This window comes from Caballeronia zhejiangensis (genome assembly GCF_022879815.1).
Lineage (GTDB): Bacteria > Pseudomonadota > Gammaproteobacteria > Burkholderiales > Burkholderiaceae > Caballeronia > Caballeronia zhejiangensis.
In genome coordinates this window covers 481929-506360 of sequence record NZ_CP084284.1, presented here as the reverse complement: position 1 = coordinate 506360, position 24432 = coordinate 481929, and the positions used below count along the sequence as shown (strand labels likewise).

23 protein-coding genes are annotated in these 24432 nt (G+C 63.4%); 9 read left to right on the top strand and 14 right to left on the bottom strand.

The window, feature by feature from the left end; genetic code table 11:
- The first annotated feature begins 40 nt into the window (after positions 1-40).
- From LDZ23_RS16850 to LDZ23_RS16840, 3 genes are all read left to right on the top strand, one after another.
- Positions 41-994, top strand: coding sequence for a LysR family transcriptional regulator (locus tag LDZ23_RS16850; protein WP_008353643.1), 954 nt, complete (start codon positions 41-43; stop codon positions 992-994).
- Positions 995-1395: 401 nt separating this feature from the next.
- Entirely contained in the window at positions 1396-3609 is a 2214-nt protein-coding gene (locus LDZ23_RS16845; RefSeq protein WP_008353644.1) for a TonB-dependent receptor, read from the top strand.
- Positions 3610-3672: 63 nt separating this feature from the next.
- On the top strand, positions 3673-4356 hold the full coding sequence (locus LDZ23_RS16840; RefSeq protein ID WP_008353646.1) for a Fe2+-dependent dioxygenase: 684 nt from the start codon (positions 3673-3675) through the stop codon (positions 4354-4356).
- Between the two features lies 1 nt (position 4357).
- Here the strand turns inward: LDZ23_RS16840 and LDZ23_RS16835 are convergent, their stop codons facing one another.
- The gene (locus tag LDZ23_RS16835) at positions 4358-5317 is read right to left on the bottom strand and encodes a LysR family transcriptional regulator (protein WP_033537142.1); all 960 of its coding nucleotides are present in this window, start codon (positions 5315-5317) and stop codon (positions 4358-4360) included.
- Positions 5318-5344: 27 nt separating this feature from the next.
- The gene (locus tag LDZ23_RS34845) at positions 5345-5479 is read right to left on the bottom strand and encodes a hypothetical protein (RefSeq protein ID WP_277621790.1); all 135 of its coding nucleotides are present in this window, start codon (positions 5477-5479) and stop codon (positions 5345-5347) included.
- Between LDZ23_RS34845 and LDZ23_RS16830 the strand changes: the two genes are divergently transcribed.
- The 3 genes from LDZ23_RS16830 to LDZ23_RS16820 all read left to right on the top strand — a co-directional run bounded on the left by LDZ23_RS16830 (position 5478) and on the right by LDZ23_RS16820 (position 9775).
- Entirely contained in the window at positions 5478-7529 is a 2052-nt protein-coding gene (locus LDZ23_RS16830; RefSeq protein WP_008353650.1) for an FUSC family protein, read from the top strand. The two genes, LDZ23_RS34845 and LDZ23_RS16830, sit on opposite strands and share 2 nt — an antisense overlap.
- Positions 7530-7798: 269 nt before the next feature.
- Positions 7799-9295, top strand: coding sequence for a succinyl-CoA:acetate CoA-transferase ScpC (locus LDZ23_RS16825; RefSeq protein ID WP_008353652.1), 1497 nt, complete (start codon positions 7799-7801; stop codon positions 9293-9295).
- A gap of 123 nt (positions 9296-9418) precedes the next feature.
- Positions 9419-9775, top strand: coding sequence for a host attachment protein (locus LDZ23_RS16820; protein WP_008353653.1), 357 nt, complete (start codon positions 9419-9421; stop codon positions 9773-9775).
- Between the two features lie 51 nt (positions 9776-9826).
- Here LDZ23_RS16820 and LDZ23_RS16815 read toward each other — a convergent pair whose 3' ends face one another.
- The 5 genes from LDZ23_RS16815 to LDZ23_RS16795 form a co-directional block, all read right to left on the bottom strand.
- The gene (locus tag LDZ23_RS16815) at positions 9827-11215 is read right to left on the bottom strand and encodes an FAD-binding oxidoreductase (RefSeq protein WP_033537143.1); all 1389 of its coding nucleotides are present in this window, start codon (positions 11213-11215) and stop codon (positions 9827-9829) included.
- 408 nt (positions 11216-11623) lie between these two features.
- Positions 11624-12298 (bottom strand): DUF799 domain-containing protein, encoded by a 675-nt coding sequence (locus LDZ23_RS16810; RefSeq protein ID WP_244808196.1) that lies wholly within the window; start codon positions 12296-12298, stop codon positions 11624-11626.
- A 9-nt stretch (positions 12299-12307) separates the two neighbouring features.
- The gene (locus LDZ23_RS16805) at positions 12308-12670 is read right to left on the bottom strand and encodes a DUF4810 domain-containing protein (RefSeq protein ID WP_008353656.1); all 363 of its coding nucleotides are present in this window, start codon (positions 12668-12670) and stop codon (positions 12308-12310) included.
- A gap of 28 nt (positions 12671-12698) precedes the next feature.
- Positions 12699-13382: a CsgG/HfaB family protein gene (locus LDZ23_RS16800; RefSeq protein WP_008353657.1), complete on the bottom strand. Its 684-nt coding sequence runs from the start codon at positions 13380-13382 to the stop codon at positions 12699-12701.
- Positions 13383-13567: 185 nt separating this feature from the next.
- On the bottom strand, positions 13568-18433 hold the full coding sequence (locus tag LDZ23_RS16795) for an NAD-glutamate dehydrogenase (protein ID WP_244808195.1): 4866 nt from the start codon (positions 18431-18433) through the stop codon (positions 13568-13570).
- A gap of 221 nt (positions 18434-18654) precedes the next feature.
- On the opposite strand from LDZ23_RS16795, the gene LDZ23_RS16790 reads away from it, so the two are divergent.
- Positions 18655-19080, top strand: coding sequence for a cupin domain-containing protein (locus LDZ23_RS16790; protein WP_008353659.1), 426 nt, complete (start codon positions 18655-18657; stop codon positions 19078-19080).
- Here LDZ23_RS16790 and LDZ23_RS16785 read toward each other — a convergent pair.
- On the bottom strand, positions 19077-19571 hold the full coding sequence (locus LDZ23_RS16785) for an LEA/WHy family protein (RefSeq protein ID WP_008353660.1): 495 nt from the start codon (positions 19569-19571) through the stop codon (positions 19077-19079). The two genes, LDZ23_RS16790 and LDZ23_RS16785, sit on opposite strands and share 4 nt — an antisense overlap.
- 27 nt (positions 19572-19598) lie before the next feature.
- The gene (locus LDZ23_RS16780) at positions 19599-20114 is read right to left on the bottom strand and encodes a metal-dependent hydrolase (RefSeq protein ID WP_008353661.1); all 516 of its coding nucleotides are present in this window, start codon (positions 20112-20114) and stop codon (positions 19599-19601) included.
- A gap of 252 nt (positions 20115-20366) precedes the next feature.
- Here LDZ23_RS16780 and LDZ23_RS16775 point away from each other — a divergent pair, with 252 nt between their 5' ends.
- Complete coding sequence (locus tag LDZ23_RS16775) at positions 20367-20873, top strand: M48 metallopeptidase family protein (RefSeq protein WP_008353662.1); 507 nt, start codon at positions 20367-20369, stop codon at positions 20871-20873.
- A gap of 16 nt (positions 20874-20889) precedes the next feature.
- Here LDZ23_RS16775 and LDZ23_RS16770 read toward each other — a convergent pair whose 3' ends face one another.
- From LDZ23_RS16770 to nthA, 5 genes are read right to left on the bottom strand one after another with little or no spacing between them, the layout of a single operon-like run.
- Positions 20890-21591, bottom strand: coding sequence for a 4'-phosphopantetheinyl transferase family protein (locus LDZ23_RS16770; RefSeq protein WP_244808194.1), 702 nt, complete (start codon positions 21589-21591; stop codon positions 20890-20892).
- Positions 21588-21974, bottom strand: coding sequence for a tautomerase family protein (locus LDZ23_RS16765; protein WP_008353665.1), 387 nt, complete (start codon positions 21972-21974; stop codon positions 21588-21590). Before LDZ23_RS16765 ends, LDZ23_RS16770 begins: the two co-directional genes overlap by 4 nt.
- A gap of 22 nt (positions 21975-21996) precedes the next feature.
- Positions 21997-22794, bottom strand: a complete 798-nt coding sequence (locus LDZ23_RS16760; protein WP_008353666.1) for a nitrile hydratase accessory protein — start codon at positions 22792-22794, stop codon at positions 21997-21999.
- Positions 22791-23453, bottom strand: a complete 663-nt coding sequence (gene nthB / locus LDZ23_RS16755) for a nitrile hydratase subunit beta (protein ID WP_008353667.1) — start codon at positions 23451-23453, stop codon at positions 22791-22793. The genes LDZ23_RS16760 and nthB overlap by 4 nt, the downstream gene beginning before the upstream one ends.
- Complete coding sequence (gene nthA / locus LDZ23_RS16750) at positions 23450-24109, bottom strand: nitrile hydratase subunit alpha (RefSeq protein ID WP_008353668.1); 660 nt, start codon at positions 24107-24109, stop codon at positions 23450-23452. Before nthA ends, nthB begins: the two co-directional genes overlap by 4 nt.
- Positions 24110-24233: 124 nt before the next feature.
- Here nthA and LDZ23_RS16745 point away from each other — a divergent pair, with 124 nt between their 5' ends.
- Entirely contained in the window at positions 24234-24428 is a 195-nt protein-coding gene (locus LDZ23_RS16745; protein WP_008353669.1) for a DUF1059 domain-containing protein, read from the top strand.
- The last annotated feature ends 4 nt before the right edge of the window (positions 24429-24432 follow it).

The following is a 24432-nucleotide window of genomic DNA, read 5'->3' as shown; positions in this document are numbered from 1 at the left end:
AGGCTTGATCCACTGCCGCAAGCGGGCCAACATCGTTCGAATGAAAACGCAAAGCGCGCTCGTCGCGAACAACGACCAATTCCTGCGCGACTTGCAGTTGTTCTGCATCGTCGCGCGGCGTTCGAGCTTCATCGCCGCCGCGACCGAGACCGGCATCTCGCCGGCGCACGTCAGCAAGCGCATTGCGATGCTGGAGACGAGTCTCGGCGTCAGGCTCTTCACGCGCACGACGCGCCGCGTGTCCATCACGAGCGACGGCGAAGCGGCGTTCCAATGGACGCAAAAGATTCTCGACGACGTCCAGGGCATGGCCGACGCCTTCGCCGGCCTCGACGATCCGCGCGGCGTCTTGCGGATCGGCACGAGTCTGCGGCTCGGGCGCGAGCATGTTTCGCCCGCGCTCACCTTGCTACGGCGTCGCCATCCGGGGCTGGAAATCTGGCTCGAACTGCTCGACCGGCGCGTCGATCTCGTCGGCGAGAACTTCGATATCGACATTCGCGTCGGCGAAGTGCTGGAGCCGCATCTGATCGCGCACAAGATCGTCGACAGTTTTCGCGTGCTCGCCGCCGCGCCCGCGTATCTCGAACGGCGCGGCACGCCTAGAACGCTGGCCGAACTGGCGCATCACGATTGCCTGCTGTTTCGCGGGCGCGATCAGCGTTTCGGCGTCTGGCGGCTCGCCGGGCCGAACGGCGAGGAAAGCGTCAAAGTGACCGGGCCGATTGCTTCGAACCACAGCGACATCGTGCGGCAGTGGGCCGAGGAAGGTTTCGGCATCGTGATGTGCTCGATCTGGGACGCCGCCGGCAGTCTTCAAAACGGCCGTCTCGTGCCCGTTCTGCCGGCTTATCGGCAGCGCGCGGACGTGTGGGCGGTGACGTCGGCGCGCTCGTCGCATTCGGCGAAGATTCGCGTGTGCATCGAGTTTCTCAGACAGCAATTGACGAGCGGACCTTACTCGCTCGTTACATCGGGCGTCGCGGGGTTCTGAAGCGCTTCGTCGTAGCGTCGTTCTTCATCGCCTGCTGCTCGCCCGCTCGATCCCGTCCAGCAAGCCTTCAGCGGCGCCGCCCAAGCGCCAAAGCCAACCTTACATAATCGTACGTTGCGCCACCGTCACAAAAAGGGGCAAAAAGACCCGTCGCGAAACTAGGATATTTCCAAATGTTTCTGAGACATGTAATGATACTGATTCGCATTTAACATGATCGCGCCGATAGGTTGACTCAATGAAGCCCGTCGAGCGCGACGTGCGCTCTCAGGGCGCCGCCGCCGGTTCTTTCTCGACGACGTCGCCCGCCTTCGCCTCGATCTCGGATCGGTCAACGTCGGCAGTCGAAAACCCGCTTCGCTGCCGATTTGAATTTCACTAACAAGCATCGGGAAAACGACATGTTGAGAAAGACGCCGCTTGCTGCGGCATTGGTGACTATTGCCGCCGTGCCCATGGCCGCGCCGCTTTACGCCCAGACCGCACCGCAATCCGCACAAGCCGCACCGCAAGACACGCCCCCCGCCGCCGCACCCGAAACCGCGACCCTGCCCGCCGTCAAGGTGACGGGTCAGGCCGACGCGCCCGACTTCCAGCCGGAGATGTCGAGCGTCGGCGCAAAGGTGCCGACCGCCCTGCGCGACATTCCGCAAGCCGTCGTCGTGGTGCCGAAGGCGGTGCTGCAATCGCAGGCCGTGAGCTCATTCTCCGATGCGCTGCGCAACGTGCCCGGCGTCACGCTCGGCGCGGCCGAAGGCGGCCAGATCGGCAATAACATCAACCTGCGCGGCTTCTCGGCGCGCACCGACATCTATCTCGACGGCTTCCGCGATCGCGGCCAGTACTATCGCGATACGTTCAATCTGGAATCGATCGACGTGCTGTACGGGCCGTCGTCGCTGTACTTCGGGCGCGGTTCGACGGGCGGCGTCATCAATCAGGTCAGCAAGCAGCCGACGCTGAATCCGCGCGCCGATGTCTCGCTGCAAGCCGGCACGCACGACCGCTATCGCACGACGGTCGATATCAATCAGCCGATGACGGATACCTCCGCGTTCCGCATCAACGCGTTCGGCCAGTCGATGGGCTCGACGCGCGACGAGATGATCAACAAGGACTACGGCATCGCGCCCGAAGTGAAATTCGGCATCGGCACGCCGACGCAGGTGACGTTGTCGGCGCTGATCCAGCACAACCGCGATCAGCCCGACTACGGCATTCCGCCGTTGAACGGCCATCCCGCGCCCGTCGATACGAAGACCTTCTACGGCTTCACCGACGACCGCACGATTCAGGATGTGCAGACGGTTAACGCGCGCATCGAACATCGCTTCGACGACATGTTCACGCTGCGCAACCAGACGCAGTTCAGCCACTACAGCACCGAAGCGCGCGCGACCAACGCGGCGGCCGTGCTGACGGGCCCGCTCGGCACGTCGCCCGCGCTCTCGAACGGCAATTACACGACGCTGCCGCTCTCGTCGCTCTTCGTGCGTCTGCAAGGCAAGGACCGCACCATCAACGATCACTCGGTCTACAACACGACCGACGTTCAAGGCAAGTTCGCGACCGGCCCCTTGAAGCACGACATGCTCGCGGGCGTCGATCTGAGTCACGAAACGTATAGCAACCAGACCTTCACGGCGACCACGCCGGGTCTGCCGTCGAACACGCTCGCCATCGTGCCGCTCGTGGATCCGGCGTATGTGCCGCGTCCGGCGAACTATCGCGAAGTGGCGACCAATCTCGCGGAGTCGAGCGCGAACGGCATCGGCGTCTATTTGAACGACACCATCTCGATCGGCGAGCACTGGAAGTGGATCGGCGGCGTGCGCTGGGACCGCTATGAAGCGGCGATCAACAACTCGATCAATCAGCCCGGTTACGCGACGCAGACGAACTATTTCACGAGCGTGCGCACAGGCGTCGTATGGCAGCCAACGGACTGGCAGTCGTACTACGTCTCTTACGGCACGTCGTTCGATCCGTCGCTCGAAGCGCTCACGCTCACCAACGGCCAGCAAAACCTGCCGCCCGAGCACAACAAGTCCTATGAAATCGGCTCGAAGTGGGATCTGCTGAACGGCGGCCTGTCGATCACGCAATCGCTCTTCAACATCGAGAAGACCAATGCGCGCACGCTCGCTTCGGACGGCAGCTATTCACTCGATGGCGACGTGCGCGTGCGCGGCTATCAGCTCGGCATCGCCGGCCACATCACGCGGCAATGGCAGATGTTCGGCGGCTACACGTACATGGATGGCACCATCCTGAAGGCATTCGACGGCACGCAAGGCAACACGCCCGCCAACACGCCGAAGCACATGTTGACGCTGTGGACGACGTACGACTTCACGCCCGTATGGCAGATCGGCGGCGGGCCTTCGTATGTATCGTCGCGCTACGCGGCGAACAACAATCTCGTTCAAGCGGGCGGCTACGTGCGCTGGGACGCGATGGCCGCATATCATCAGAAGCGCTACGATATCCAGTTCAACGTGCAGAACCTGTTCGACAAGAAGTACTACGACGCCCTGATTCCGTCCGATGGCGGACGCGCGGTGCCGGGTCTCGGCCGCACGTTCATCGCGACGTTGAATTACCGCTTCCGTTGATGTGATGTGATGCGAATGCGCGCGCCATGCGACTCATGGCGCGCGCTCGCGAAGGCAATAACAATGATCCTCTCGATACCGAACGTGCTCTCCCCCGAGGACGCCGCCGCAATGCGCGCGCGTCTCGAAGCAAGCGACTCATGGGTCGATGGCCGCGCGACCGCGGGCTATCAGGGCGCGCCGGTCAAGCGCAACATGCAGATCGCGGAAGGCTCGCCGATCGCGCTCGAACTCGGCGACGCGCTCGTCGGCGTGCTGGAGCGTCATCCGCTTTTCATCAGCGCGGTGCTGCCCAATCGCGTGTATCCGCCGCTTTTCAATCGCTATGAAGGCGGCATGCATTTCGGCAGTCATGTCGATGGCGCGATCCGCATCGTGCCGGGGCATGGCGCGCGCGTGCGTACCGATGTATCGATCACGCTCTTTCTCACGCCGCCCGACGAATACGACGGCGGCGAGCTCATCATCGAAGACACGTACGGCGTGCAGGAAGTGAAGCTGCCCGCGGGACATGCGATCGTCTATCCCGCGACGAGCCTGCATCAGGTGCGGCCCGTCACGCGCGGCGCACGCGTGTCGAGTTTCTTCTGGGCGCAAAGCCTCGTGCGCGACGATGCGCAACGCGCGCTGCTCTTCGATCTCGACAACTCCATTCAACGCCTGAATGCGACCAACGGCGACGAAAGCGCGAAACGCACGCTCGTCGGCTGCTATCACAACCTGTTGCGCATGTGGAGCGATACGTGATTCACGCGGCGCGCAGAACCTTCGATGGCGTTCGGCCCACTTCCGCGAGCAACGCTTCATCGCGCGCGATCACGTCGGGAAGATGCGCGCGCAGGAATTCGACCCACGTACGCGTCTTCGCATCGACGAACTTGCGCGACGCATAGAGCGCATAGAGATTCGTGCGCTGCAGCGTGTGCTGCGGCAGCACGCGCACGAGCGAGCCATTGCGCAAGCCTTCGATCGCAGCATAGAGCGGCAACATGCCGATGCCCATGCCTTCGCGAATCGCGACGACGAGCGATTCCGCGATGTTCACCTGCACCGTTCCGCTGATCTGCATCGTCTCGCGGCCTTCCGGCCCTTCGAGCGTCCACTCGCGCGCGGGAAACGCGGGCGTCTGCAGCGTGAGGCAATCGTGTTGCGCGAGATCGGCGGGCACGTCGGGCGCGCCGCGCGAACGTATGTATTCCGGCGACGCGCACAGAATGCTGAAGGTCTCGCCCAGCTTGTGCGAAATCACTTCAGAATCCGACAGCGCGCCCGCCGACACCACCGCTACGTCGCTGCTGCCTTCGAAGAGATCGGGCATGCGCTGCGATAGCGTGAGTTCGACTTTCACATCGGGATAGAGCGCGCGATATCGCGCGATCGCAGGCAATATGTAATGTTGTCCGACGCTCGCGAAACTGGACATGCGCAACGTGCCCGTCGGATGCTCATACGCGCAGCTTGCTTCTTCTTCGGCGCCGTCGATATCGGCGAGAATCTGCCGCACGCGCTTCAGATAACGCTCGCCCGCCGATGTCAGCGCGAGACGCCGCGTGGAGCGGTTCATCAGGCGCGTGCGCAAATGGGCTTCGAGTTCGGATACGGCGCGCGACATCGCGCCGGTCGTCGAGTTCATCGACTGAGCCGCAGCCGTGAAGCTGCCGGCTTCGATCACGCGAGTGAAAACCCGCATGTTCTGTAGGGTGTCCATCAAACCGTCACATTCACTTCGGAAGCGCTATTGTCCGCCTTGGCGCGCGATCGATTGTTGTTGAATCAGGAAAGAATGTTCCCTGATTTGCACATTAATCCGCCCGGTCCGCTTGCCTACAATCGGCGCCTTCATGACGAGAGGACTATCGGCGGTCAGCATGTCGCTCCAGCAAGCACGCCTGTCGATGCGCGACTGGCTCGTCACCGATGGCCACGTCTGGCTGCATCTCGCAAAGACCTTGCTGGCCGCGTTCATCGCGATGAGCATCGCGATGCGGCTGGAATTGCCGCAGCCGCGCGTCGCGATGACGACCACCTTCGTCCTGATGCAGCCGTTCTCCGGCATGGTGCTCGCGAAGAGCGTCTATCGTTTCGCGGGCACGGCGCTCGGCATGATCGCCGCGCTCGCGCTCGGCGCCGTGTTCGTGCAACAGCCCGAGCTCCATGCGCTCGCGCTGACGATATGGGTCGCGGCGTGCACCGCGCTCGCCGTGCGTTACCGGCACTTTCGCTGGTATGGCTTCGTGCTCGCGGGCTATACGGCTGCGCTGATCGGCATTCCCGCCGTCACCGATCCGAACAGCCTGCTCATCGCAACGCTCACGCGCGGTGCGGAAGTGATGCTCGGCATCGTGTGTTCGAGCGTGGTGAGCGCGCTCGTGTTTCCGCGTCATGCGAGCGCGACGCTCACGCAGTCGCTCGATGCGCGCCGGATGCGTTTCGCCGCATTCGCCGCCGACGTATTGCGCGGACGTCTTTCGCGTATCGCGCGCGAACGCCGCTTCGCCGATTTCGTCGATGAGATCGTCGGCTTCGAAGCGACGCGTGGTTTCGCCACGTATGAGTCGCCCGCGATGCGTCAGGGCAACGGCAAGCTGGCGCAACTGAACAGCGCCTTCATGGACGCGTGCGCGCGCCTGCATGCGCTCGATCAATCGATGAAGCGCCTGCGCGCGAGCGATGCACTCGCGCCCTTCTTCGAAGAGCTTGCGCAGAACTTCGAAAGCGAAGCGCTGAAGGAACATCTGGAGCGCTACAAAGCGACGCTGCCGAAACGCCTGCGCGATGCACAACGCGCGCTCCCTCACACCGATCACGCGACGCAACTCGATTTCACGACATCGGCGGAGCTGCTGTATCGCTTCATCGCCGATACGATTCGCTATCTGTCGATTCCGAACCATCGCGCGGCGCCGCGATACGACGCGCGGACCAGCCGCTTCGTCGTCGTCGCGACCTTCATGCGTACAGGCATCGTGATCGCGGCGACGGCCTGGTTCTGGATCGTGACGGCGTGGCCGAGCGGAGGCTACGCCGTCATCGGCGCGACGCTCGCGTGCGCGTTGTCGTCGGCATTGGCGCGGCCTTCGAAATTCATCGCGCAGATGGCCGCGGGTGCGGCGCTCGCGATCGTCATCGGATATGCATATCTGTGTCGCGTGTATCCGGCGATCGACGGCCTGGCGCTCCTGTGCGCGATGCTCGCGCCGCCGCTCGCGGCAGGCGCTTTTCTCGCGATGCGTCCGTCGAGCGCGGGCTATGGCATCGGCTTCTGCGTGTTCTTCTGCCTGCTCGCCGCGCCCGACAATCGCATCGTCTACGATCCGGGCCTGTTGCTGAACAACGGCGTTGCCGTTCTCGTCGCGATGCTCGGCGCGGCCATCGCGTGCGCGGTCATCGTGCCGCCACGCACGCGTTGGCTCGTCGGCAAGACGCTCGCGCAATTGCGCGCGCAAGCGGCGCTCGCATGCGAAGGCAAGCTCGCGGGACTCGGCGAGCGCTTCCATTCGGGCACGCACGATCTGATGTCGCAATTGCGCGCCTTGCTCACGCGACGCTCGCGTGAACATCGGCATGCGCTTTTGTGGATGCTCGTCACGCTCGAAGTCGGACAAGCGATGATCGATCTTCGGCGCGACTCCCGCGCGCTGCATACGGCGTGCATTCCCGATGCATTGCGCATCGCGTGGAGCACGTCGCTCGCGCGTGTGTTGCGCGATATCGCCGTGCTGTTCCGCACGCCGGATAGCCGGACGCTGCGTCGCGCGATAGCTTCGGTCGTCGCGTCGATCGTGATCGCAGAAGACATGCTCGAACGCACGCGCGACGAACGCAGCAGGCGGCGCGAGGTGCAGCGCGTGCTCGCGTGCCTGCACTTCGTCCGCACGGCGCTGGTGGATCCGGATGCGCCCTTCGACGCGCATCGCTGAACGCATCCTTCCTCGCCATGCAAAGCTGACTTCCTGGTCCGGCGATTAATCCACGGCGTCGCGCGTCTTATAGTCGAATCGATTTTTCGCCAGCGCGCTCTTTTGCCGCACTTTCATGGCGCGTGCGAACGCGCTTGCGTGCATCGATTTGGACAAAGCGCAATGTCGCACGGCATTGGAACAATGTCTTTCAACGTTGCGATTTCGACGGCAAACCGCGCTACCTATAATCGCCTTCGGTTAAACGAAGCTCTTGAAGATAGACGTCGATGTACGAAGATCGTATTCGCTGTGCCGCGTTGCGCGGAAAAATCACCACGGCCGCCGAAGCGGCTCAACTCGTTCGCGACGGCATGATCGTCGGCGCAAGCGGCTTTACGCGCGCGGGTGACGCGAAAGCCGTGCCGCTCGAAATCGCGCGCCGCGCCCGCGAGGAAGACGAACCGTTGCGTATCACGCTCATGACGGGCGCATCGCTCGGTCATGACACGGACCGCATCCTGACCGAAGCCGGTGCGATTGCGCGACGCCTGCCGTTTCAGGTCGACACGACCTTGCGCCGCGCGATCAACCGCGGCGACGTAATGTTCGTCGATCAACACCTGTCGGAGACGGTCGAACTGCTGCGCGCGAATCGCCTCGGCAAGCTCGACCTCGCGATCGTCGAAGCAGCCGCGATCACCGAGAGCGGCGGCATCGTGCCGACGACCTCGGTCGGCAATACCGCGAGCTTCGCGATCCTCGCCGAACGCGTGATCGTCGAGATCAATCTGGCGCAGCCGCTCTCGCTCGAAGGCCTGCACGACATCTGGATTCCCGAGCGCCGTCCCGCGCGCGAAGCGCTGCCGATCGTGCGCCCGCATGACCGGATCGGCGCGGCCGCCATCGAGATTCCGATCGAGAAGATCGCCGCGATCGTCATCACCGACAAGCCGGACAGCGCATCCACCGTGTTGCCCGCCGACCAGGACACGGCGTTGATCGCCGGTCATCTCATCGAGTTCTTTCAGCATGAAGTCTCGCGCGGGCGTCTGCCGAAACAGTTGCCGCCGTTGCAGGCCGGCATCGGCACCATTGCGAACGCTGTGCTGTCGGGGTTCGCGGCGTCGCCGTTCGAAGCGCTGACGATCTATTCCGAAGTGCTGCAAGACTCGACCTTCGATCTGCTCGACTCAGGCAAGGCGACGTTCGCATCGGGCGCGTCGATCACGCTGTCCGCGCAACGGCAGGAGAAAGTGTTCAACGAGATCGAACGCTATCGCGACCGGCTCGTGCTGCGGCCGCAGGAAGTGAGCAATCATCCTGAAGTGATTCGGCGCCTCGGTCTCATCGCGATCAACACGGCGCTCGAAGCCGACATCTACGGCAACGTGAATTCGACGCACGTCGGCGGCACGCACATGATGAACGGCATCGGCGGCTCGGGCGACTTCGCGCGCAATGCGGCGTATGCGGTGTTCGCGACGAAATCGATCGCGAAGGACGGCCGTATCTCGAGCATCGTGCCGATGGTGCCCCATTGCGACCACAACGAGCACGATGTCGATATCGTCGTGACTGAACGCGGGCTCGCCAACCTCACCGGCCTCGCGCCACGCGAACGCGCGATGAGCGTGATCGAGCACTGCGCGCATCCGCTCTATCGCGATCTTTTGCGCGACTATTACCGCGATGCAGCAGCGCTCGGCGGACATACGCCGCATCGCCTCGATCAGGCGTTTTCGTTCCACACGCGCTTCGCAGCGAGCGGTTCGATGCTGCCTTGATGCACATTCGCGCGCGCGTTGCTGCGCCGCGAAAACGAATGCGGGGCGACAACGAAGCCGCTAAACGAAGATTAGGCGCACAATGGCGGGAGCCCGCTTGGGCTGGCGAACAGGAGGAGCATCATGACCGCCATCACCTGGGTTCTCGCCGCCGACGGCAGCCGTGCCCGGATCTTCGAAACGCAGGGATTGAAGCTGGATTTGCGGCAAGTCGAGGACCTCAGGAACCCCGCGCCGCGCGCGACCGAAACGGCAGAAATGGATCGTGAGAAGTTCGCGCGGACCGTCGCGGATTATCTCGAACGGAGCCGCTTGCATCAACGATTCGACCGGCTGCGTCTCGCGGTCGAGCCAAAATTTTTGGGCCTCTTGCGTCAATATCTGAGCGTCGAAACGCTCAAACTCGTCTATGAAGAAGCCGATAACGACGCGTCGAGGTTCGGCACGCGCGATATCGGCCGTCAACTGAACCGGCCCTGAACGACGCTTGCGGTGCGTCGTGTTTCATCGCGAAACACGACGCACCTGCCGTCACGCCGCCGGCGTGATGTTCTGATTGCTGCGGAACAGGTTATCCGGATCGTAGCGCCGCTTCACTTCGGCGAGCCGCTCGTAATTCGGACCATACGCCGCTCTCACACGGTCTCCTTCTTCTCCCGTCATGAAGTTCACGTAGACGCTGCCGATTGCATGCGGCGTCATCGCGGAGAACATGTCGCGCGCCCACTTCGTGCACTTCTCGTCGTCCGCGGCCTCGCTCCAGCGGCCGTGAATGTTGATCGTGTAGATCGAATCGCGATTCGCATAAGCGGTTGCATCGACCGGCACGCGATTCGTCTGGCCGCCCATCGCGCCGATGAAGACCTCGCACTGCGTCGACGGAAGCGACTTCACCGCATTCGTCAGGATGTCGAAGGTTGCGTCGTTCAGACTCGCGAAGTTGTGCGATTTCCAGTAGTTGCGCTCACCCGGCGTGAGCAGCGGATCGAATGCCTTCTGCCATGCTGCGAACGGCATCGCGCCGAGATGTTCGCCATAGGGCGCGCCGAAGCTGCGTACGGGCGCGAGCGCCCTTTCGCCGTTTTCGACCGGGCCGACATAGCAACTCGCCAACACGACCACGGGCTTGCCGTGCGCGTCCTCGGGAAGAAACGGCAGCGGCGGCGCGAGACGCAGCACGGCCCACACGGTGAGCTCGTCGGGACATTGCGCGACGAACTCGCGATACTTCGGCAGAACCTCATTCGCCTGTTCGAGCGGAAAGACGACGAGGCCGCCGTATATCTGCGGACCGACTTCATGCAGCTGATATTCGAAGAGCGTCACGACGCCGAAGTTGCCGCCGCCGCCGCGCAATGCCCAGAAGAGATCGGGCTCGCTGTCCGCGCTCACGCGGCGCCAGGTGCCGTCGGCCGTGACGATCTCCGCTGCGACGAGATTGTCGACTGTCACGCCGAACTTGCGGCTGATCCAGCCGAAGCCGCCACCGAGCGTGAGACCGGCGACGCCCGTCGTCGAGTTGATGCCGAGCGGTGTCGCGAGGCCGAATGCCTGCGCTTCGTGATCGAAGTCGGAGAGCAGCGCGCCGGGCTCGACATAGCCGCGCTTCGCTTGCGGATCGATACGCACGGACTTCAGCGCGGAGAGATCGATCATCAAGGCGTCGTCGCTGACTGCGCTGCCCGCGATGTTGTGCGATCCGCCGCGAATCGAAACGAGTACGCCCTGCTCGCGCGCGAACGCTAGCGCGGCGATGACGTCAGCCGCGCCGGCGCAACGCACGATGAGCGCGGGGCGCCTGTCGATAGTCGCGTTCCAGACCTTGCGCGCTTCGTCGTAATCGGAATCCGACGGTGTGATGAGCCTGCCTCGCACCGACGCCTTGAGGGTGTCGATCGCTTCGCCTGAAATGTTGCTCATTGTGAGACCTCGCTGCTATATGAAGCGCCGCGACGTGTCCGACCCTGCCAGTTGGTACGCGAAAGCGCAAGGAACCCGCCATCGGATCGTGCGTGGCATGTCGATCGGATGCACGTCGGAGAAATCACGAGAACGGGGATGAATTGCAACAAGCGGACGCTTCGGCCCGCCTGTTGATTTAATGCCTTGATTTACGCGATGTAAAGTGCCCGAGCAGTTAAATCGTGCATGCGATCTAGCATGTATCGGACAAAGTTGCCGATGCGGCGAGCGAGTGGATACAGTGCTTCATGGCTTTGCTGTGTATTCCTTATTTAACGATCATCTATTAAGGAAACGACGGTTTAATCGGCGAAAAAAAACGCGCCGATGATTCGGCGCGTTGTCGCTTCTCGCGTTATGTCCCGGTCAGTCCGTTCCGTATTTCGGCGAGCGTGGCCCATACAGCAGACCGTTCGATCCACCCGTTGCCAGCAAGCGCTGACTAGTGAGTCCCGCAACGGCCCATGACTTGTTGCTGGTGACATTCACGACATGCGTGACAGCAGCTTGCGCAAGCGCGCCAATGAGACCGGACCCGACGCTCACGTTCGTGCCGACCTCGTTGCCATTCGCCGTGGCCGAACCGCTCCAAAGCGTTTCGCCTGAGCGCAGATCGACGAGCTTCGCCGCGGCCGTGACCTGAGTCGTGCTCGCGACCACTTGATACGACGAGCCGTATGCGGTGATCTTCGTGTACAACGCTGCGTCCGCGCCGAAAATGCTGCGCAGCTTCGCCGCCGAAACGTCCTGAATGTCGTTTGCAGTCGTCAGACCGTTGTGCCTGAAGGTCTCTTCCATCTCGGCGACCGGCACGACGTAGTAACCGCCCTCGGCGAGCGGCATCGTCATCTGGGACAGCATGCCGTAGGTCGCGCCGACATCCTTCGAGTCGTTGACAGGCGGAAGAACGAGAATCGAACGCGGCTTGCTGTTGCGGAACGCCGTGTAGTCCGTCTGGCTCGGCGAGCGCGAAGCGCATGCGGTCATCGTCAAGAGGATCGACAGCACCGCGATGAGTTTGCGGGAAATATTGAAAGTCATGGTCGGTGCTTACTGAAGTTTGCTCAACAGAAAATCCATATACGTAGACGACTCGGGAAAGCGCTCCTTTTCCTCGGTCAATTGCTGACGAGCCTCGGCGCCCTTGCCCACGGTCGCGTACAACATGCCGAGATGCGCGCGAAAGCCCGGAGGCAATGTCTTGTCCTTTGCGAAGACCTTCTCGCGGGCCGCTTCGAGTGCGGCGATCTGGTCGGACGGACTCGTTTGTCCCTTGAAGTATTCGTAGACCTGCGGCTGATAGCCGTCCCATTGATAAAGCGACGTGGTCTGTGTTGCGCAACCCGTCAGCAGCGAGCACGCCACCGCGACCGGCAGCGCGAAGCCGGTCAGTTTGTGAATCTTGACGATCATGTTGTTGTTCGGATGAAAACGAGTGGAATTACTTTGCGGCCGGCAGGGCGCCGGCATCGACTTGTTCGGCCAGGTGATTGACCGCTTCGCTGATCGCAAAATCGAGCACCTTGCCATTGAGCGTGGAGTCATAGCTCGACGTTCCGCCGAAGCCAATCACTTCGCGGCTCGACAAACTGAATTCACCGGCGCCCTGGCTCGACGTCACGATCTCGGACGTGGCGATATCGACGATATTGAGGCTGACCTTCGCATAGGCCACCTGAGTCTTCCCGCGTCCGAGAATGCCGAACAATTGCTGATCGCCGACATCCTTGCGGCCGAACTCCGTCACGTCGCCGGTGATGATGTAATTCGCGCCTCGAATCGACTGCGCCTTGTTCGCGAACCCGGCTTCCTGTTTCGTTTCGCCAAGGTTGTCGCGATCCAGCACGGTGAAGCGTCGGCTTTGCTGCAAGGCCGTGGCGAGGATGGTCTTCGCCTGACTGCCGAGGCGATCGACGCCATCCGAGAACACGCCACGCATGTAATTCGAGCGATTGTCGAACTTGCCGATGGCGACGGGCACGGGCTTGCCCGCGAACGGCTTCTGGGAACTCGCGACGGCGGGAACCGCGACCGAGTGCGACGCCTCGGTCGCGCATCCGCCAAACAGAACTGCAACGGACGCGACCGCAACCGCGATCGCCAGGCGCCCTTTGATAACGCTCATGAATTGCCTCCAAAACGTCGAATCTTGAAAACACCTGCCGTCAGACAGGTGCTTTCGAAAAATCGACAATTATTTGGCAATTCAAATCTTTCAAAAAGAAGGACAGTTCCTAAAAATGAGTGCCGAGGGGAACGCCTGAGACGATTTGTTGAGAATTGATAAAAGGCCGCCAATCCCCACGGTCCCTACGCTCTCTCCAGCACCGCCATCTCCCTCACGACCACCAGCAGCATCGACAAACTCGCGCCGCCGCTCGCCCGCAATTCGGCCAGCAAGCGCGTGTACCGATCCAGCGCGTCCTGCCGTTTCGCGCGCCAGCTCTCGACAATGACATCCGGCGCATCGATGCCGCGCGACTGTTCGAGCGCGCTCACCGTCAGCGCGCGCTTCAATCGCGCGAGCTCTTCCAGCGCCGCCGCGCGCGCGAGCAAGTCCCAGTGCGTCGTGATCGGCAGTGCCATCGCCCGTTCGGCGATGCCGCGATAATCGAGCAACGTGCCGATGCCGAAATACACGCTCGCCACAAGTTCCAGGCCGCGCCCGGAACACGCCGCCACTTCCGCGCTGTCGAGCACGGCGGTCGCGATCTCGCCGCTCGCGACGCGCGCCGCGAGACTGCTCTCGACGCCCGCATCCTCCAGATCGCGCCGCCGCGCGTACCACGCGTCGAGCTGCGTCGCGGGCAAGAGCGCCGGCAGTTGCGGCGCGAGTCGAAGCGCCGCCTCGCGGCAACGCGCGAGCAAACCCTTCGCCTCGTTCGAGCCCGATCCGTTGTGCTTCAGATGACGCAGGAACCACAGCGACGTATCGTCGAGCAGACGCACGACATCGACGAACATGCGCGCCTGCACTTCATCCGCGACGATGTTGTCGAGTCCGTCGATGCTGCGCCACAAATCGTCGAGATCGAAGACATCGCGCGACATCAGCGCCGCGCGCACGATATCGCTCGGGCGCGCATCGGTCTCTTCCATCAGCCGATGCACGAACGTACAGCCCACACGATTCACGAGCGCGTTCGTCAGATGCGTCGCGAGAATCTCGCGCTTCAGCGGATGGCGCTGCATCGTCTCGCTATAGCGCTGCTGCAAGGGCTTCGGGAAATACTCGGGCAGCATGTCCGCGACGAGCGCGTCTTCGGGCACGTCCGATTCGAGCAGTTCGTCGTAGAGCCACATCTTGCCGTACGCGAGCAGCACCGCGCGTTCTGGCGACGTCAGCCCCGACTTCGCCGCCGCGCGCTCGTTGATGTCGTCGTCGTTCGGCAGGAACTCGATACGCCGCTTCAGGCGCCCGGCGCGTTCGAGGAAGCGCATCATGCGGGCTTCGGCGTCGAGCGTTTCGGCGACATGGCGCTTTGCGATCGACAGCGCCTGCGTCTGCGCATAGTTGTCCTTCAGCACGAGCAGGCCGACTTCATCGGTCATTTCGGCGAGCAGCGCGTTGCGTTGCTTCTCGGTCATCTCGCCATCCGCGACGACGAGGCCGAGCAGAATCTTGATGTTGACCTCGTGATCCGAACAGTCGACGCCCGCCGAGTTATCGATGGCATCCGTATTGATGCGGCCGCCCTTCTGCGCGAACTCGATGCGCCCCAGTTGCGTGAGCCCGAGATTGCCGCCTTCCGCGACGACCTTCACGCGCAGTTCCGCGCCGTTCACGCGCACGCCATCATTCGTTCGATCGCCGACTTGCTGATGCGTCTCCGCGCTCGACTTCACATACGTCCCGACGCCGCCGTTATAGAGCAGATCCGCCTCGGCCAGCAGGATCGCGCGGATCAGTTCGTTCGGCGCGAGCACCGATGCGCTGATGCCGAGCGCCGCCTGCACTTGCGGCGAGATCGGAATCGACTTCGCCGTGCGCGGATAGACGCCGCCGCCCGTCGAGATCAATGCGGGATCGTAGTCGGCCCAGCTGGAGCGCGGCAGCGCGAAAAGACGCGCGCGCTCATCGAAGCTCGTGGCCGCATCGGGCGTCGGATCGAGAAACGCATGCCGATGATCGAACGCCGCAATCAGCCTGATATGGCGCGACAGCAGCATGCCGTTGCCGAAGACGTCGCCGGACATGTCGCCGATGCCGACCACGGTGAAATCGGTCGTCTGCGTATCGAAGTTCATCTCGCGGAAATGCCGCTTCACCGATTCCCACGCACCGCGCGCCGTGATGCCCATCTTCTTGTGGTCGTAGCCGACCGACCCGCCGGACGCGAAGGCATCGTCGAGCCAGAAGCCGTATTCGTGCGCGATCGCGTTCGCGTAGTCGGAGAACGTGGCCGTGCCCTTGTCGGCGGCGACGACGAGATACGGATCGTCGGGATCGTGGCGCACGACATCGGGCGGCGGCACGATGCCATCGGGCGTGCGGTTGTCGGTCACGTCGAGCAGGCCGCGCAGGAACATCTGATAACACCCGATGCCTTCATTGAGAAACGCTTCCCGATCCGATACGGGCGGCGGATTCTTCACGACAAAGCCGCCTTTCGATCCGACCGGCACGATTACCGTGTTCTTCACCATCTGCGCTTTCATGAGGCCGAGCACTTCGGTGCGGAAATCCTCGCGCCGGTCCGACCAGCGCAGCCCGCCGCGCGCAACGCGTCCGCCGCGCAAATGCACGCCCTCGACGCGCGGCGCATAGACCCAGATTTCGAACATCGGCTTCGGCTCGGGCAAGCCCGGCACTTTCGACGGATCGAGCTTGAACGACACATACGGACGCGGCTGGCCTTGCGCATCGCGATGGAAATGATTGGTTCGCACCGTCGCCGTGATGACGCCCAGAAACTGACGCAGGATGCGGTCTTCGTCGAGATTCGGCACCTTGTCGAGCGCGGCTTCGATATCGGCGAGCACGCGTTCGGCGGCCTTGTCGCGATCTTCCGCCGAGCCGCCGCGCGCCGGATCGAAACGCACCATGAAGAGTTGCAGCAGCTTCTTCGCGATCAGCGGATTGCCGATCAGCGCGCGCTCGATATACGCATCGCTGAAGGTCGAGCCAACCTGCCGCAGATACTTCGCATAGGCGCGCATGATCGTCACGTCGCGCGCGCCGAACTCCGCGCGCAGAACGAGACGGTTGTAGTCGTCGTTCTCGATCTCGCCCGACCACACGCTCGCGAACGCGTTTTCGAAGAGCGGCTTCACGCGGTCGATATCGAACTCCACGTCGTCCTGCAACTCCAGCCCGAAATCGTGGATCCACGCATTCGGCGCGCCGGTCGGCTCGATCAGATACGGCCGCTCTTCATCGACACGCACGCCGAGATGCTCCAGCATCGGCAGGCTGTGCGACAGCGCGATCGGATCGCCGACGCGATACACCTTGAAGCGAAACGCGCGGCGTCCGGCTTCGATCGGCCGGTACAGGCTCATCGACAAGCCGCCGGGCCGCGTATGCGTCGCCTCGATCAATTCGATGTCGCGCACCGCCGTGCGCGCCGGATAGTCCTCGCGATAACCCGCCGGGAACGAATCGGCATAACGCTGCAGGAGCCGGTTGCCCGCTTCCTCGCCGTGACTGTCGATGAGCGCATCGGCGAGATCGTCCTGCCAGCGGCGCGCGACCTGCACGACGCGCGCTTCGAGTTCGCGGGTATCGACTTCGGGCATCGCGCCTCTGTCCGCACGCACGACGATATGAATGCGCGCGAGCGGCGATTCGGACAGGAGCGGCGTGAACTCGATGCTCTTGCCGTTGAACGCTTCCATCAACACACGGCTGATGCGGCGGCGCAAGTCGGTGTTGAACTTGTCGCGCGGCACGAAGACGAGGCACGACACGAAGCGGTCGAAGCGGTCGCGCCGCACGAAAAGCCGCGTGCGCTGATGTTCCTGCAAACGCAGCACGCCGATGGCGATATCGAAGAGCACGTCTTCATCGGCCTGGAACAGTTCGTCGCGCGGATATTGTTCGAGCACCGTGATAAGCGACTTCGCCAGATGCCCCTTCGCGAGAAAGCCCGCGCGCCGCACGATGTTCGCGCATTTGCGGCGCACGATCGGGATCTCGGACGTGGGCACGAGATACGCCGTCGACGTATAGAGACCGAGGAAGCGCCGTTCGCCGATCACCTTGCCATCCGGCGACGTGCGCTTCACGCCGACATAGTCGAGATAGCCCGGCCGATGCACCGTCGCGCGCGAATTCGCCTTCGTCAGAAAGATCGGCGCCGCGCCTTCGATGATCGCGGCCGCGCCCGGCGGCAGCGGCGTCACGTCCCCGTCGGACGGCGCGCGCAAGGTTTCGCGCAAAATGCCGAGGCCCGAGCCGGCCACGCCGCGCAGCGCGAAGCCGCCTTCATGCTCGACGAGTTCGTAATCGCGGCAGCCGAGGAACGTAAAGTGATCGGCGACCATCCATTCGAGGAACGCGCGGGACTCGATGCCGTCGGGCGTCGTATCGCGCGCCTTCAGATCGTCTATCGCTACACGCGCGGCCTCGGTGACTTTCGGCCAGTCTTCGACCGCCGCGCGCACGTCGCCGAGCACGCGCGCGATGTTCTCGCGCACTTCGTCGAGACGCTCGCCGTCGCCGCAGCGATTGACTTCGAAATGGATGAACGATTCGAGCTCGGAGTTGCCGTCGCCCGCTTCGGCATGACCCTGACCGATGCGCTCGATCTCGCCCGTATGCGCGCCCTTGCTCGCGCGCCAGACGCGAAACACCGGATGAATCGCCGAATGCAGCGCGAGCCCCAGGCGGTTGAGTTCCATCGTCACCGAATCGACGAGAAACGGCATGTCGTCGTTGACGATCTCGACGACCGTGTGATCCGAATGCCAGCCGTGCTGCTCCAGATTCGGGTTGTAGACGCGCAGCACCTCGCGCCCCGGCACGAACTTCTGCGCGGTCTGCCAGTGCGCCATCGCGGCGCCGTAGAGATCGGCGACATCGCGGCTCGCGATATCCTCGACATCGACCTGCTCGTAGTAATAGCGAAGCAGCGGCTCGATGACCTTGAAGCTTGGCTCCGGCAATCGCCCTCTCGCGAACTCGAGAAGATCGTTGATGAGATGTTCGACCCGCGCTTCGTTCTTGACCAGCATGGTGTCCTCCCGAGGCTTTCGGTTGCGGTGCGATTGCGGCTCGCGCTTCGAATCAAGGAGATTATGCGCCGCCCCGGCGCATCGCTCGCGGGTCGGGCATGTGCGGTTGCACAAAGACGGTGCGCGCATTCCGGCTACGTTAGCCGCATCGCATGACCTTTGCGCGACATCGGCTTTCGACTATTGTCGATAGCTGAAGAGCGGCTCACGGAGGCATCGCCATGCAGGATTTCACTGAAGAGACAGCGCAGCAGACGGTCGTCACGGTGCGTCCGAAAGAGCAACTCGCGACGGTTCAGCATCTGCCGTATTTCATCGGGCTGTCGGCGAAGACGGCGGGCACGCGCGGACTCGCGATGCATATCGTCGTCGTGCCGCCGGGCGGACGCGGCGAGCCGCACATCCACGTTGGCTACGAGACCGGCATCTACATACTCGAAGGACGCATCGAGACGCGCTATGGGCCGGGACTGGCGGAATCGGTCATCAACGAGCCGGGCGACTTCGTATTCATTCCGCCGGGCGTGCCGCATCAGCCGGTCAATCTGAGCGCGACGCAAGCAGCGCGCGCCGTGATCGCCCGCAACGACGCCAACGAGGCGGATCGCGTCGTGCCTTACGATCCGTGGGAGCCGTCCGCGCCCTAGTAGCCGGGCGCGCCCATGCCCGGCAGATCGACGTAACCGCTGTCGGCGAAGCGCGCGCCGCCGAACGCGCCGCCCGCGAGTTTGCCGCGCACCGCATACGACACCTTGCTGACGGTGTCGCCGCTCGCGAAGCCGAACGCCTGGCGCGCCATCGAGAATGCCGATACCGTCACCGGCACGGACAGCACCGTTTCGCCGAAACGCGGCACCGTTCCGCGCTGATCGCTGACGCCGCTCGCGAATGCGCGGCCGTTGAGATCGAGATCGAGCGCGACGCCATCGAAGTCGATCGGCGCGTCGTTCGGGTTCTGAATGCGCAGCTTCACGGCGAAACGCATCTCCAGCCCTTGCCCTTCGAGCGGCTCGATGCCCGCGACGCTCACGCGCATCGCGTCGCGATTGAAGAAGCCCGCGCAGCCGCCGAGCGCGAGCATCGCGAGAAAGGCGGCAAGGAAGTAAGCGAAGCGGTTGCGCATGGGATTCGGTTGCATGAGAACGTGACTCCTCGCGATGTCGTGCTAGATATGTAGTGCGTTCAGCAGCATGCGGCCATAGACATGATGAAACCAGACATCGTCGACGACGAAAAGCGCTGCAGCCCACGCAGCCGCGACGATGATCAGATCGCAATGGCCGCTCGTCCATAGATTGAGCGAATGGCGCGCGGCGATCCAAGGCACGCCGAGCGGGTTCGGCCAGTCCGCGAAGAGATGCATGAGCCCGCCGCACGCGAAGCCGAACGCGACGGGCGCCGCCGGATGCCGGCCGAGAAAGTGATACGAAAGCGCGAGCAGCGCAACCCAGCCGATGCCCCAGTGCGTGAGCGTGCGATGCGTGATCCAGAGCTTGCGCGCGCGCGTCCACCACGCGACTTCGAGCCAGTCCGGCGCGGTCGCCCCGGCGACGCCCGCGAGCAGCGCGAAAACGCCCGCGAGCATGTTCGCGCCGCCCGCCGTGGCCGGATGCGTCACGATCGCCGCCGCGATGATGCCTGCCGCCCATCCCGTCGCATGATGAGCCTTGCTCGATGCCATGAAGAAACCGCCTTTGTCGCCCTTGCCCGAAGAGGGCGCATGTTCGCACGGTCGCTGGGGTCGAAACCGGCCTGAAACATAAACTTACGCAATTGCGTGCGTCGAAACACGCTTGTGCGAACGGCGTCGGCGAGGCCGCGCGGCGTTGACTAAAATGATTGCTGAATCGCTGCGCAAATCACGCTGCGGACGCTGCCCGATGCGTCCCACGCCCGCCTGCGCACGCAGGCATTTTTATCGAATTTGGCCGTCATGCAACACCTGAAATACCTGAGCGCCTACCCGAACGTGCTGCAGGACAAGGTTCGCCGACTGATCGCCCAGCAACAACTGGGTTCGTATCTCGACGCGCGCTATCCGAACAGGCACGCCGTACAGTCCGATCGCGCGCTTTATGAATATTGCTCAGATCTGAAGCAGGAATTTCTGCGCGTCGCGCCTGCAATCGACAAAGTCTTCTACGACAGCAAGCTCGACGTGCTGCGTCACGCGCTCGGCCTGCACACCGCCATCTCGCGCGTGCAGGGCGCGAAGCTCAAGGCGAAGAAGGAAATCCGCATTGCGTCGCTTTTCAGGGACACCGCGCCCGAGTTTCTTCGGATGATCGTCGTGCATGAACTCGCGCATCTGAAGGAAAGCGATCACAACAAGGCCTTCTATCGCCTGTGCGAGTTGATGCAGCCCGGCTACCATCAGATCGAATTCGACTTGCGGCTGTATCTCACGCATCGGGATTTGCTCCGCACGAAAGTGGCGTGAGCGTCGCTGCGGCGCATCAATAGGACCAGGCTAGCGCGGCAGCGTATCCGTCGGGCGCGGTGAGCGAAATAGCGTCGAACGCGCCCGCGCCGCGCGTCACCGCATAGCGAACGTCCCTGCGCGGAAGAACCGAAAAGCCGTGCATCGCGACATCCGTGCTGCCGATGCCATCGCCGTGCGCCTTCAGCACCGCCTCTTTCGCCGTCCAGCAGTCGAAGAACGCGCGGTTTCGGGCGGCATCGTCGGGCAAGGCTTCGATTTCGCGCCGGTCGATATCCCCGAGCACCGCGGGCGCGAGATCGCGCCAATCGAACGTCGCGCGCGCTTCCTCGATATCGGCGCCCACGCGCCTTTCTCGCGACATCGCGATCAAGCCATAGCCGCCCGAATGCGACACGTTGAAATCCGGCGCGTTCCGGTGAACGAGAAACGGCCTGCCGCGATCGACGGCATCGAACGCGAGACGCGCGGGATCGTCGCCCGTTTCGGCCGCGAGCAGATGCCGCAGCGCGCAACGCACCGCGCCAAAAAGCGCGCCATCCGCGTGGCGCAGAAAACGCGCGGCGCGCGCGCGTTCATCCGCGTTCATCACGGCGTAGGCGGCGCTGTCGAGCGGCATCGAAAAATCGATATGAAGCAGCCACACGCGCACGTCACCGGGCGCGTGATCGGGAAGCGGCATCGGGCGGACATCGAAGGGAATCGTTGCTTCGGTCATTTGGGAGCGTACTGCGCCTCGCCGTTGCCGAAGGACCAGTTCTCCTTCTTCACTTCGACGAGGCTGATGAAAACATCCTCGCGCCGCAGCTTGAGACGTTCGTGCAAGCCATCGGCGACCGCCTTGTAGAACGCGCTCTTTTTCGCGAGGTCGCGGCCTTCGTTGAGCGTGACCTGGATCACGACGCAATCGTCCGTGCGGCTGATGCCGAGATACGTGCGATCGACGATGAAGTCCGTCGCGCCGTGCTCCGCGACGATCTGAAAGCGATCGTTCTCGGGTACGTCGAGTGTCGAGCGCATCGCGTCGTACACGACATCGCCGATAGTCGTGCGATACGCGCTGTCCTTGCCTTTCTGCAGATCGATGCGAACGAGCGGCATGGGTTTCTCCTGTTGGTTAGTTTCAGCGATGATCCGGATGCAGCAGCAATTCCGGCACGCCCGCGCGGTCGACATACACGACGGCGTTCTGCGCGAATTGCGTCATCAGCGTATCGGCGGTGTCGCGGGTCGCGCCGAGCGCGAAGAGGCTCGCTTCGGCCACCCAGACATGCTGCGGATCGACGCCCGCGCCCGGCAGCGCCTGCAATCCCATCTGTCCGACGCGTTCGATCAGCGCCCGCTGGCGCAGCGCATTTTCTTGCGGCGTGAGCACATGACCGAACGGATTGAACGCCGTGACGAACACCGCGCTTGCGACGCCATGCTTTTCGAGCAAGGCAACGACATCGCGATTCCCGACGCCGATCTTCATGTCGATGTCCGGCTGCGCTTCGATCCGATAGATCGCCGCGCGATACGCATCGAGCGTCGCGGCGGGCAATGCGCGCGTAAGCACGATCGGCTGGCCATGCGGCGTGGCGCGCGCGGCCTCGTGCCATTCGTCGCGCCGCTGCGCAAGCATCGCGTCGCTCACGCATCCCTTTTCGGCAGTGAGGCGTTCGAGCGCGCTGAGCCAATGCGCGTAATACGTGTCGCCGTGATCGGGATCGCCCGCCGCCTGCGCGTCCTCGATCGCGATGCTCAACGCGTGCGCCCACTCCTTCCAGGTGAACACGCCGCGCTCGTGCAACGCGAGCGCCATCGCGAACGCCTGCGCTTCCCACGGCGCGCGAAACACGGGACCGTCGCCGTCGAAAGGCAGTTCGGGCAACGCGGCGCGCAGTTCTTTCAGCTTCGATTCAGCGTCGGTCGAGGTCATTCGAGATACGGCTCCCAGCAATCGACACACACCGACGACGCGGTCGTGTCCGCGCCCCACAAGTCTTTCGCCTCGAAACGCACGGTGTAGAGCCATTGCGGATGCTCGCCGTGACCGAGCGCGTTTTCATCGGGAAAGACGTGCGTGCCGCGCACCGCGACGACGCGCCCGAGCTTGCCGCGGCAATAGCGCGGCAGACGCGTGTGCGTCGGCGGATTCATCAGTTTCGTGCGGACTTCATCACCGATGGAAAAGCGCGCCGCCGACGCAGCCGGACGATCGACCGGCGCACCGCGCAACAGGGCGGCGCTTACGTCCTCCGCTTTCAGCACGCGCACGTTCGGCTTCGCGGCGGATTGCGAACGGCCGCTCGCGATCTCATCGGCGCTCGCGAGTCCCTTCGCCGTCAAGAGTTTCTTCAAGCCTTCGAACCAGATTTCGTAATAGCTGCTGCCGAGATACTGCGCGGGCGGCAGGCTTTCGCGCGCGGCACGGGACGTGTCGATGTTCCATTGGCCCGTCGCGCCCATCGCGAGCGTGACGGCCAGCACGCGGCGCTCCCATTCCGCGTGAAACGGCGATGCGCCCGGCGCGTCGCAGGCATCGATTTCGATGGGGCCGAACGCCTGCATGCCGCCCATGTCGTGCGCCGCGTTCATGCCGATGCTCCCGTTGCCTGCGACGGCGCGAGCGCGACGCCCGTGCCGATCATCGAATCGCGTGTGACGAGATCGGCGAGCGCGTCTTCGTCGAGATGATCGGTGTCGGCGGGACGCATCGGCACGACGAGATAGCGCACTTCGGCGGTCGAATCCCATACGCGCAACTCGACCTGTTCCGGCAATTCGACGCCGAAATCCCGCAGCACGCCGCGCGGATCGATCACCGCACGCGAGCGATACGGCGCCGACTTGTACCAGACCGGCGGCAGCCCGAGCACCGACCACGGGTAGCACGAGCACAGCGTGCAGACGACCATGTTATGTACGTCCTCCGTGTTCTCGAGCGCGACCATGTGCTCGCCTTGCCGGCCGGTGAAACCGAGCGAGGCGATGGCGGCGGTGGCATCGTCCAAAAGCCATGTGCGAAACGCGGGATCGCTCCACGCCTTCGCGACGACGCGCGCGCCATTGCGCGGCCCGACCTTGTGCTCGTAGGTTTCGATGAAGACGTCTAGCGCTCGCGGATCGATATACCCTTTTTCGACCAGCAGCGATTCGAGCGCGCGCACGCGCAGGTCCATCTCCGGCAATTCACTGCCGGCGTGATCGTGATCGTGGTCGTGGTCGTGATGGTGCGGATGATCGTGGCTCATGAGCGGGCTCGCGCGTGGCACAGACGTCACACGTTACCGGAGTGTGCGCGCGCGCGCAAACCTCGTCACCGTGACGCGGCGCGCCGCCTATACTGGATTCAGCGTCTCATGCGAGGAGGATGCCATGACACGCAAGTACATCGATTGTCGCGAGTGCCCGAGCGACGTGAAATGCAGCGTCGTCCTGTCCGCCGACAGCGAGGACGAGTTGATGGAAGCGGCCGTGCAGCATGCCGTCGCCGTCCATCAGCACACGGATTCGCCCGAACTGCGCTCGCAACTTAAGACCTTCTTTCACGACGGCACGCCGCCGGCCTGACCGG

Excerpts from the sequence above, each read along its gene's own strand:
- LDZ23_RS16850 (WP_008353643.1), top strand. The coding sequence starts at position 41 with ATGAAAACGCAAAGCGCGCTCGTCGCGAACAACGACCAATTCCTGCGC.
- LDZ23_RS16845 (WP_008353644.1), top strand. The coding sequence starts at position 1,396 with ATGTTGAGAAAGACGCCGCTTGCTGCGGCATTGGTGACTATTGCCGCC.
- LDZ23_RS16840 (WP_008353646.1), top strand. The coding sequence starts at position 3,673 with ATGATCCTCTCGATACCGAACGTGCTCTCCCCCGAGGACGCCGCCGCA.
- LDZ23_RS16835 (WP_033537142.1), bottom strand. The coding sequence starts at position 5,317 with ATGGACACCCTACAGAACATGCGGGTTTTCACTCGCGTGATCGAAGCC.
- LDZ23_RS16830 (WP_008353650.1), top strand. The coding sequence starts at position 5,478 with ATGTCGCTCCAGCAAGCACGCCTGTCGATGCGCGACTGGCTCGTCACC.
- LDZ23_RS34845 (WP_277621790.1), bottom strand. The coding sequence starts at position 5,479 with ATGCTGACCGCCGATAGTCCTCTCGTCATGAAGGCGCCGATTGTAGGC.
- LDZ23_RS16825 (WP_008353652.1), top strand. The coding sequence starts at position 7,799 with ATGTACGAAGATCGTATTCGCTGTGCCGCGTTGCGCGGAAAAATCACC.
- LDZ23_RS16820 (WP_008353653.1), top strand. The coding sequence starts at position 9,419 with ATGACCGCCATCACCTGGGTTCTCGCCGCCGACGGCAGCCGTGCCCGG.
- LDZ23_RS16815 (WP_033537143.1), bottom strand. The coding sequence starts at position 11,215 with ATGAGCAACATTTCAGGCGAAGCGATCGACACCCTCAAGGCGTCGGTG.
- LDZ23_RS16810 (WP_244808196.1), bottom strand. The coding sequence starts at position 12,298 with ATGACTTTCAATATTTCCCGCAAACTCATCGCGGTGCTGTCGATCCTC.
- LDZ23_RS16805 (WP_008353656.1), bottom strand. The coding sequence starts at position 12,670 with ATGATCGTCAAGATTCACAAACTGACCGGCTTCGCGCTGCCGGTCGCG.
- LDZ23_RS16800 (WP_008353657.1), bottom strand. The coding sequence starts at position 13,382 with ATGAGCGTTATCAAAGGGCGCCTGGCGATCGCGGTTGCGGTCGCGTCC.
- LDZ23_RS16795 (WP_244808195.1), bottom strand. The coding sequence starts at position 18,433 with ATGCTGGTCAAGAACGAAGCGCGGGTCGAACATCTCATCAACGATCTT.
- LDZ23_RS16790 (WP_008353659.1), top strand. The coding sequence starts at position 18,655 with ATGCAGGATTTCACTGAAGAGACAGCGCAGCAGACGGTCGTCACGGTG.
- LDZ23_RS16785 (WP_008353660.1), bottom strand. The coding sequence starts at position 19,571 with ATGCAACCGAATCCCATGCGCAACCGCTTCGCTTACTTCCTTGCCGCC.
- LDZ23_RS16780 (WP_008353661.1), bottom strand. The coding sequence starts at position 20,114 with ATGGCATCGAGCAAGGCTCATCATGCGACGGGATGGGCGGCAGGCATC.
- LDZ23_RS16775 (WP_008353662.1), top strand. The coding sequence starts at position 20,367 with ATGCAACACCTGAAATACCTGAGCGCCTACCCGAACGTGCTGCAGGAC.
- LDZ23_RS16770 (WP_244808194.1), bottom strand. The coding sequence starts at position 21,591 with ATGACCGAAGCAACGATTCCCTTCGATGTCCGCCCGATGCCGCTTCCC.
- LDZ23_RS16765 (WP_008353665.1), bottom strand. The coding sequence starts at position 21,974 with ATGCCGCTCGTTCGCATCGATCTGCAGAAAGGCAAGGACAGCGCGTAT.
- LDZ23_RS16760 (WP_008353666.1), bottom strand. The coding sequence starts at position 22,794 with ATGACCTCGACCGACGCTGAATCGAAGCTGAAAGAACTGCGCGCCGCG.
- nthB (WP_008353667.1), bottom strand. The coding sequence starts at position 23,453 with ATGAACGCGGCGCACGACATGGGCGGCATGCAGGCGTTCGGCCCCATC.
- nthA (WP_008353668.1), bottom strand. The coding sequence starts at position 24,109 with ATGAGCCACGATCATCCGCACCATCACGACCACGACCACGATCACGAT.
- LDZ23_RS16745 (WP_008353669.1), top strand. The coding sequence starts at position 24,234 with ATGACACGCAAGTACATCGATTGTCGCGAGTGCCCGAGCGACGTGAAA.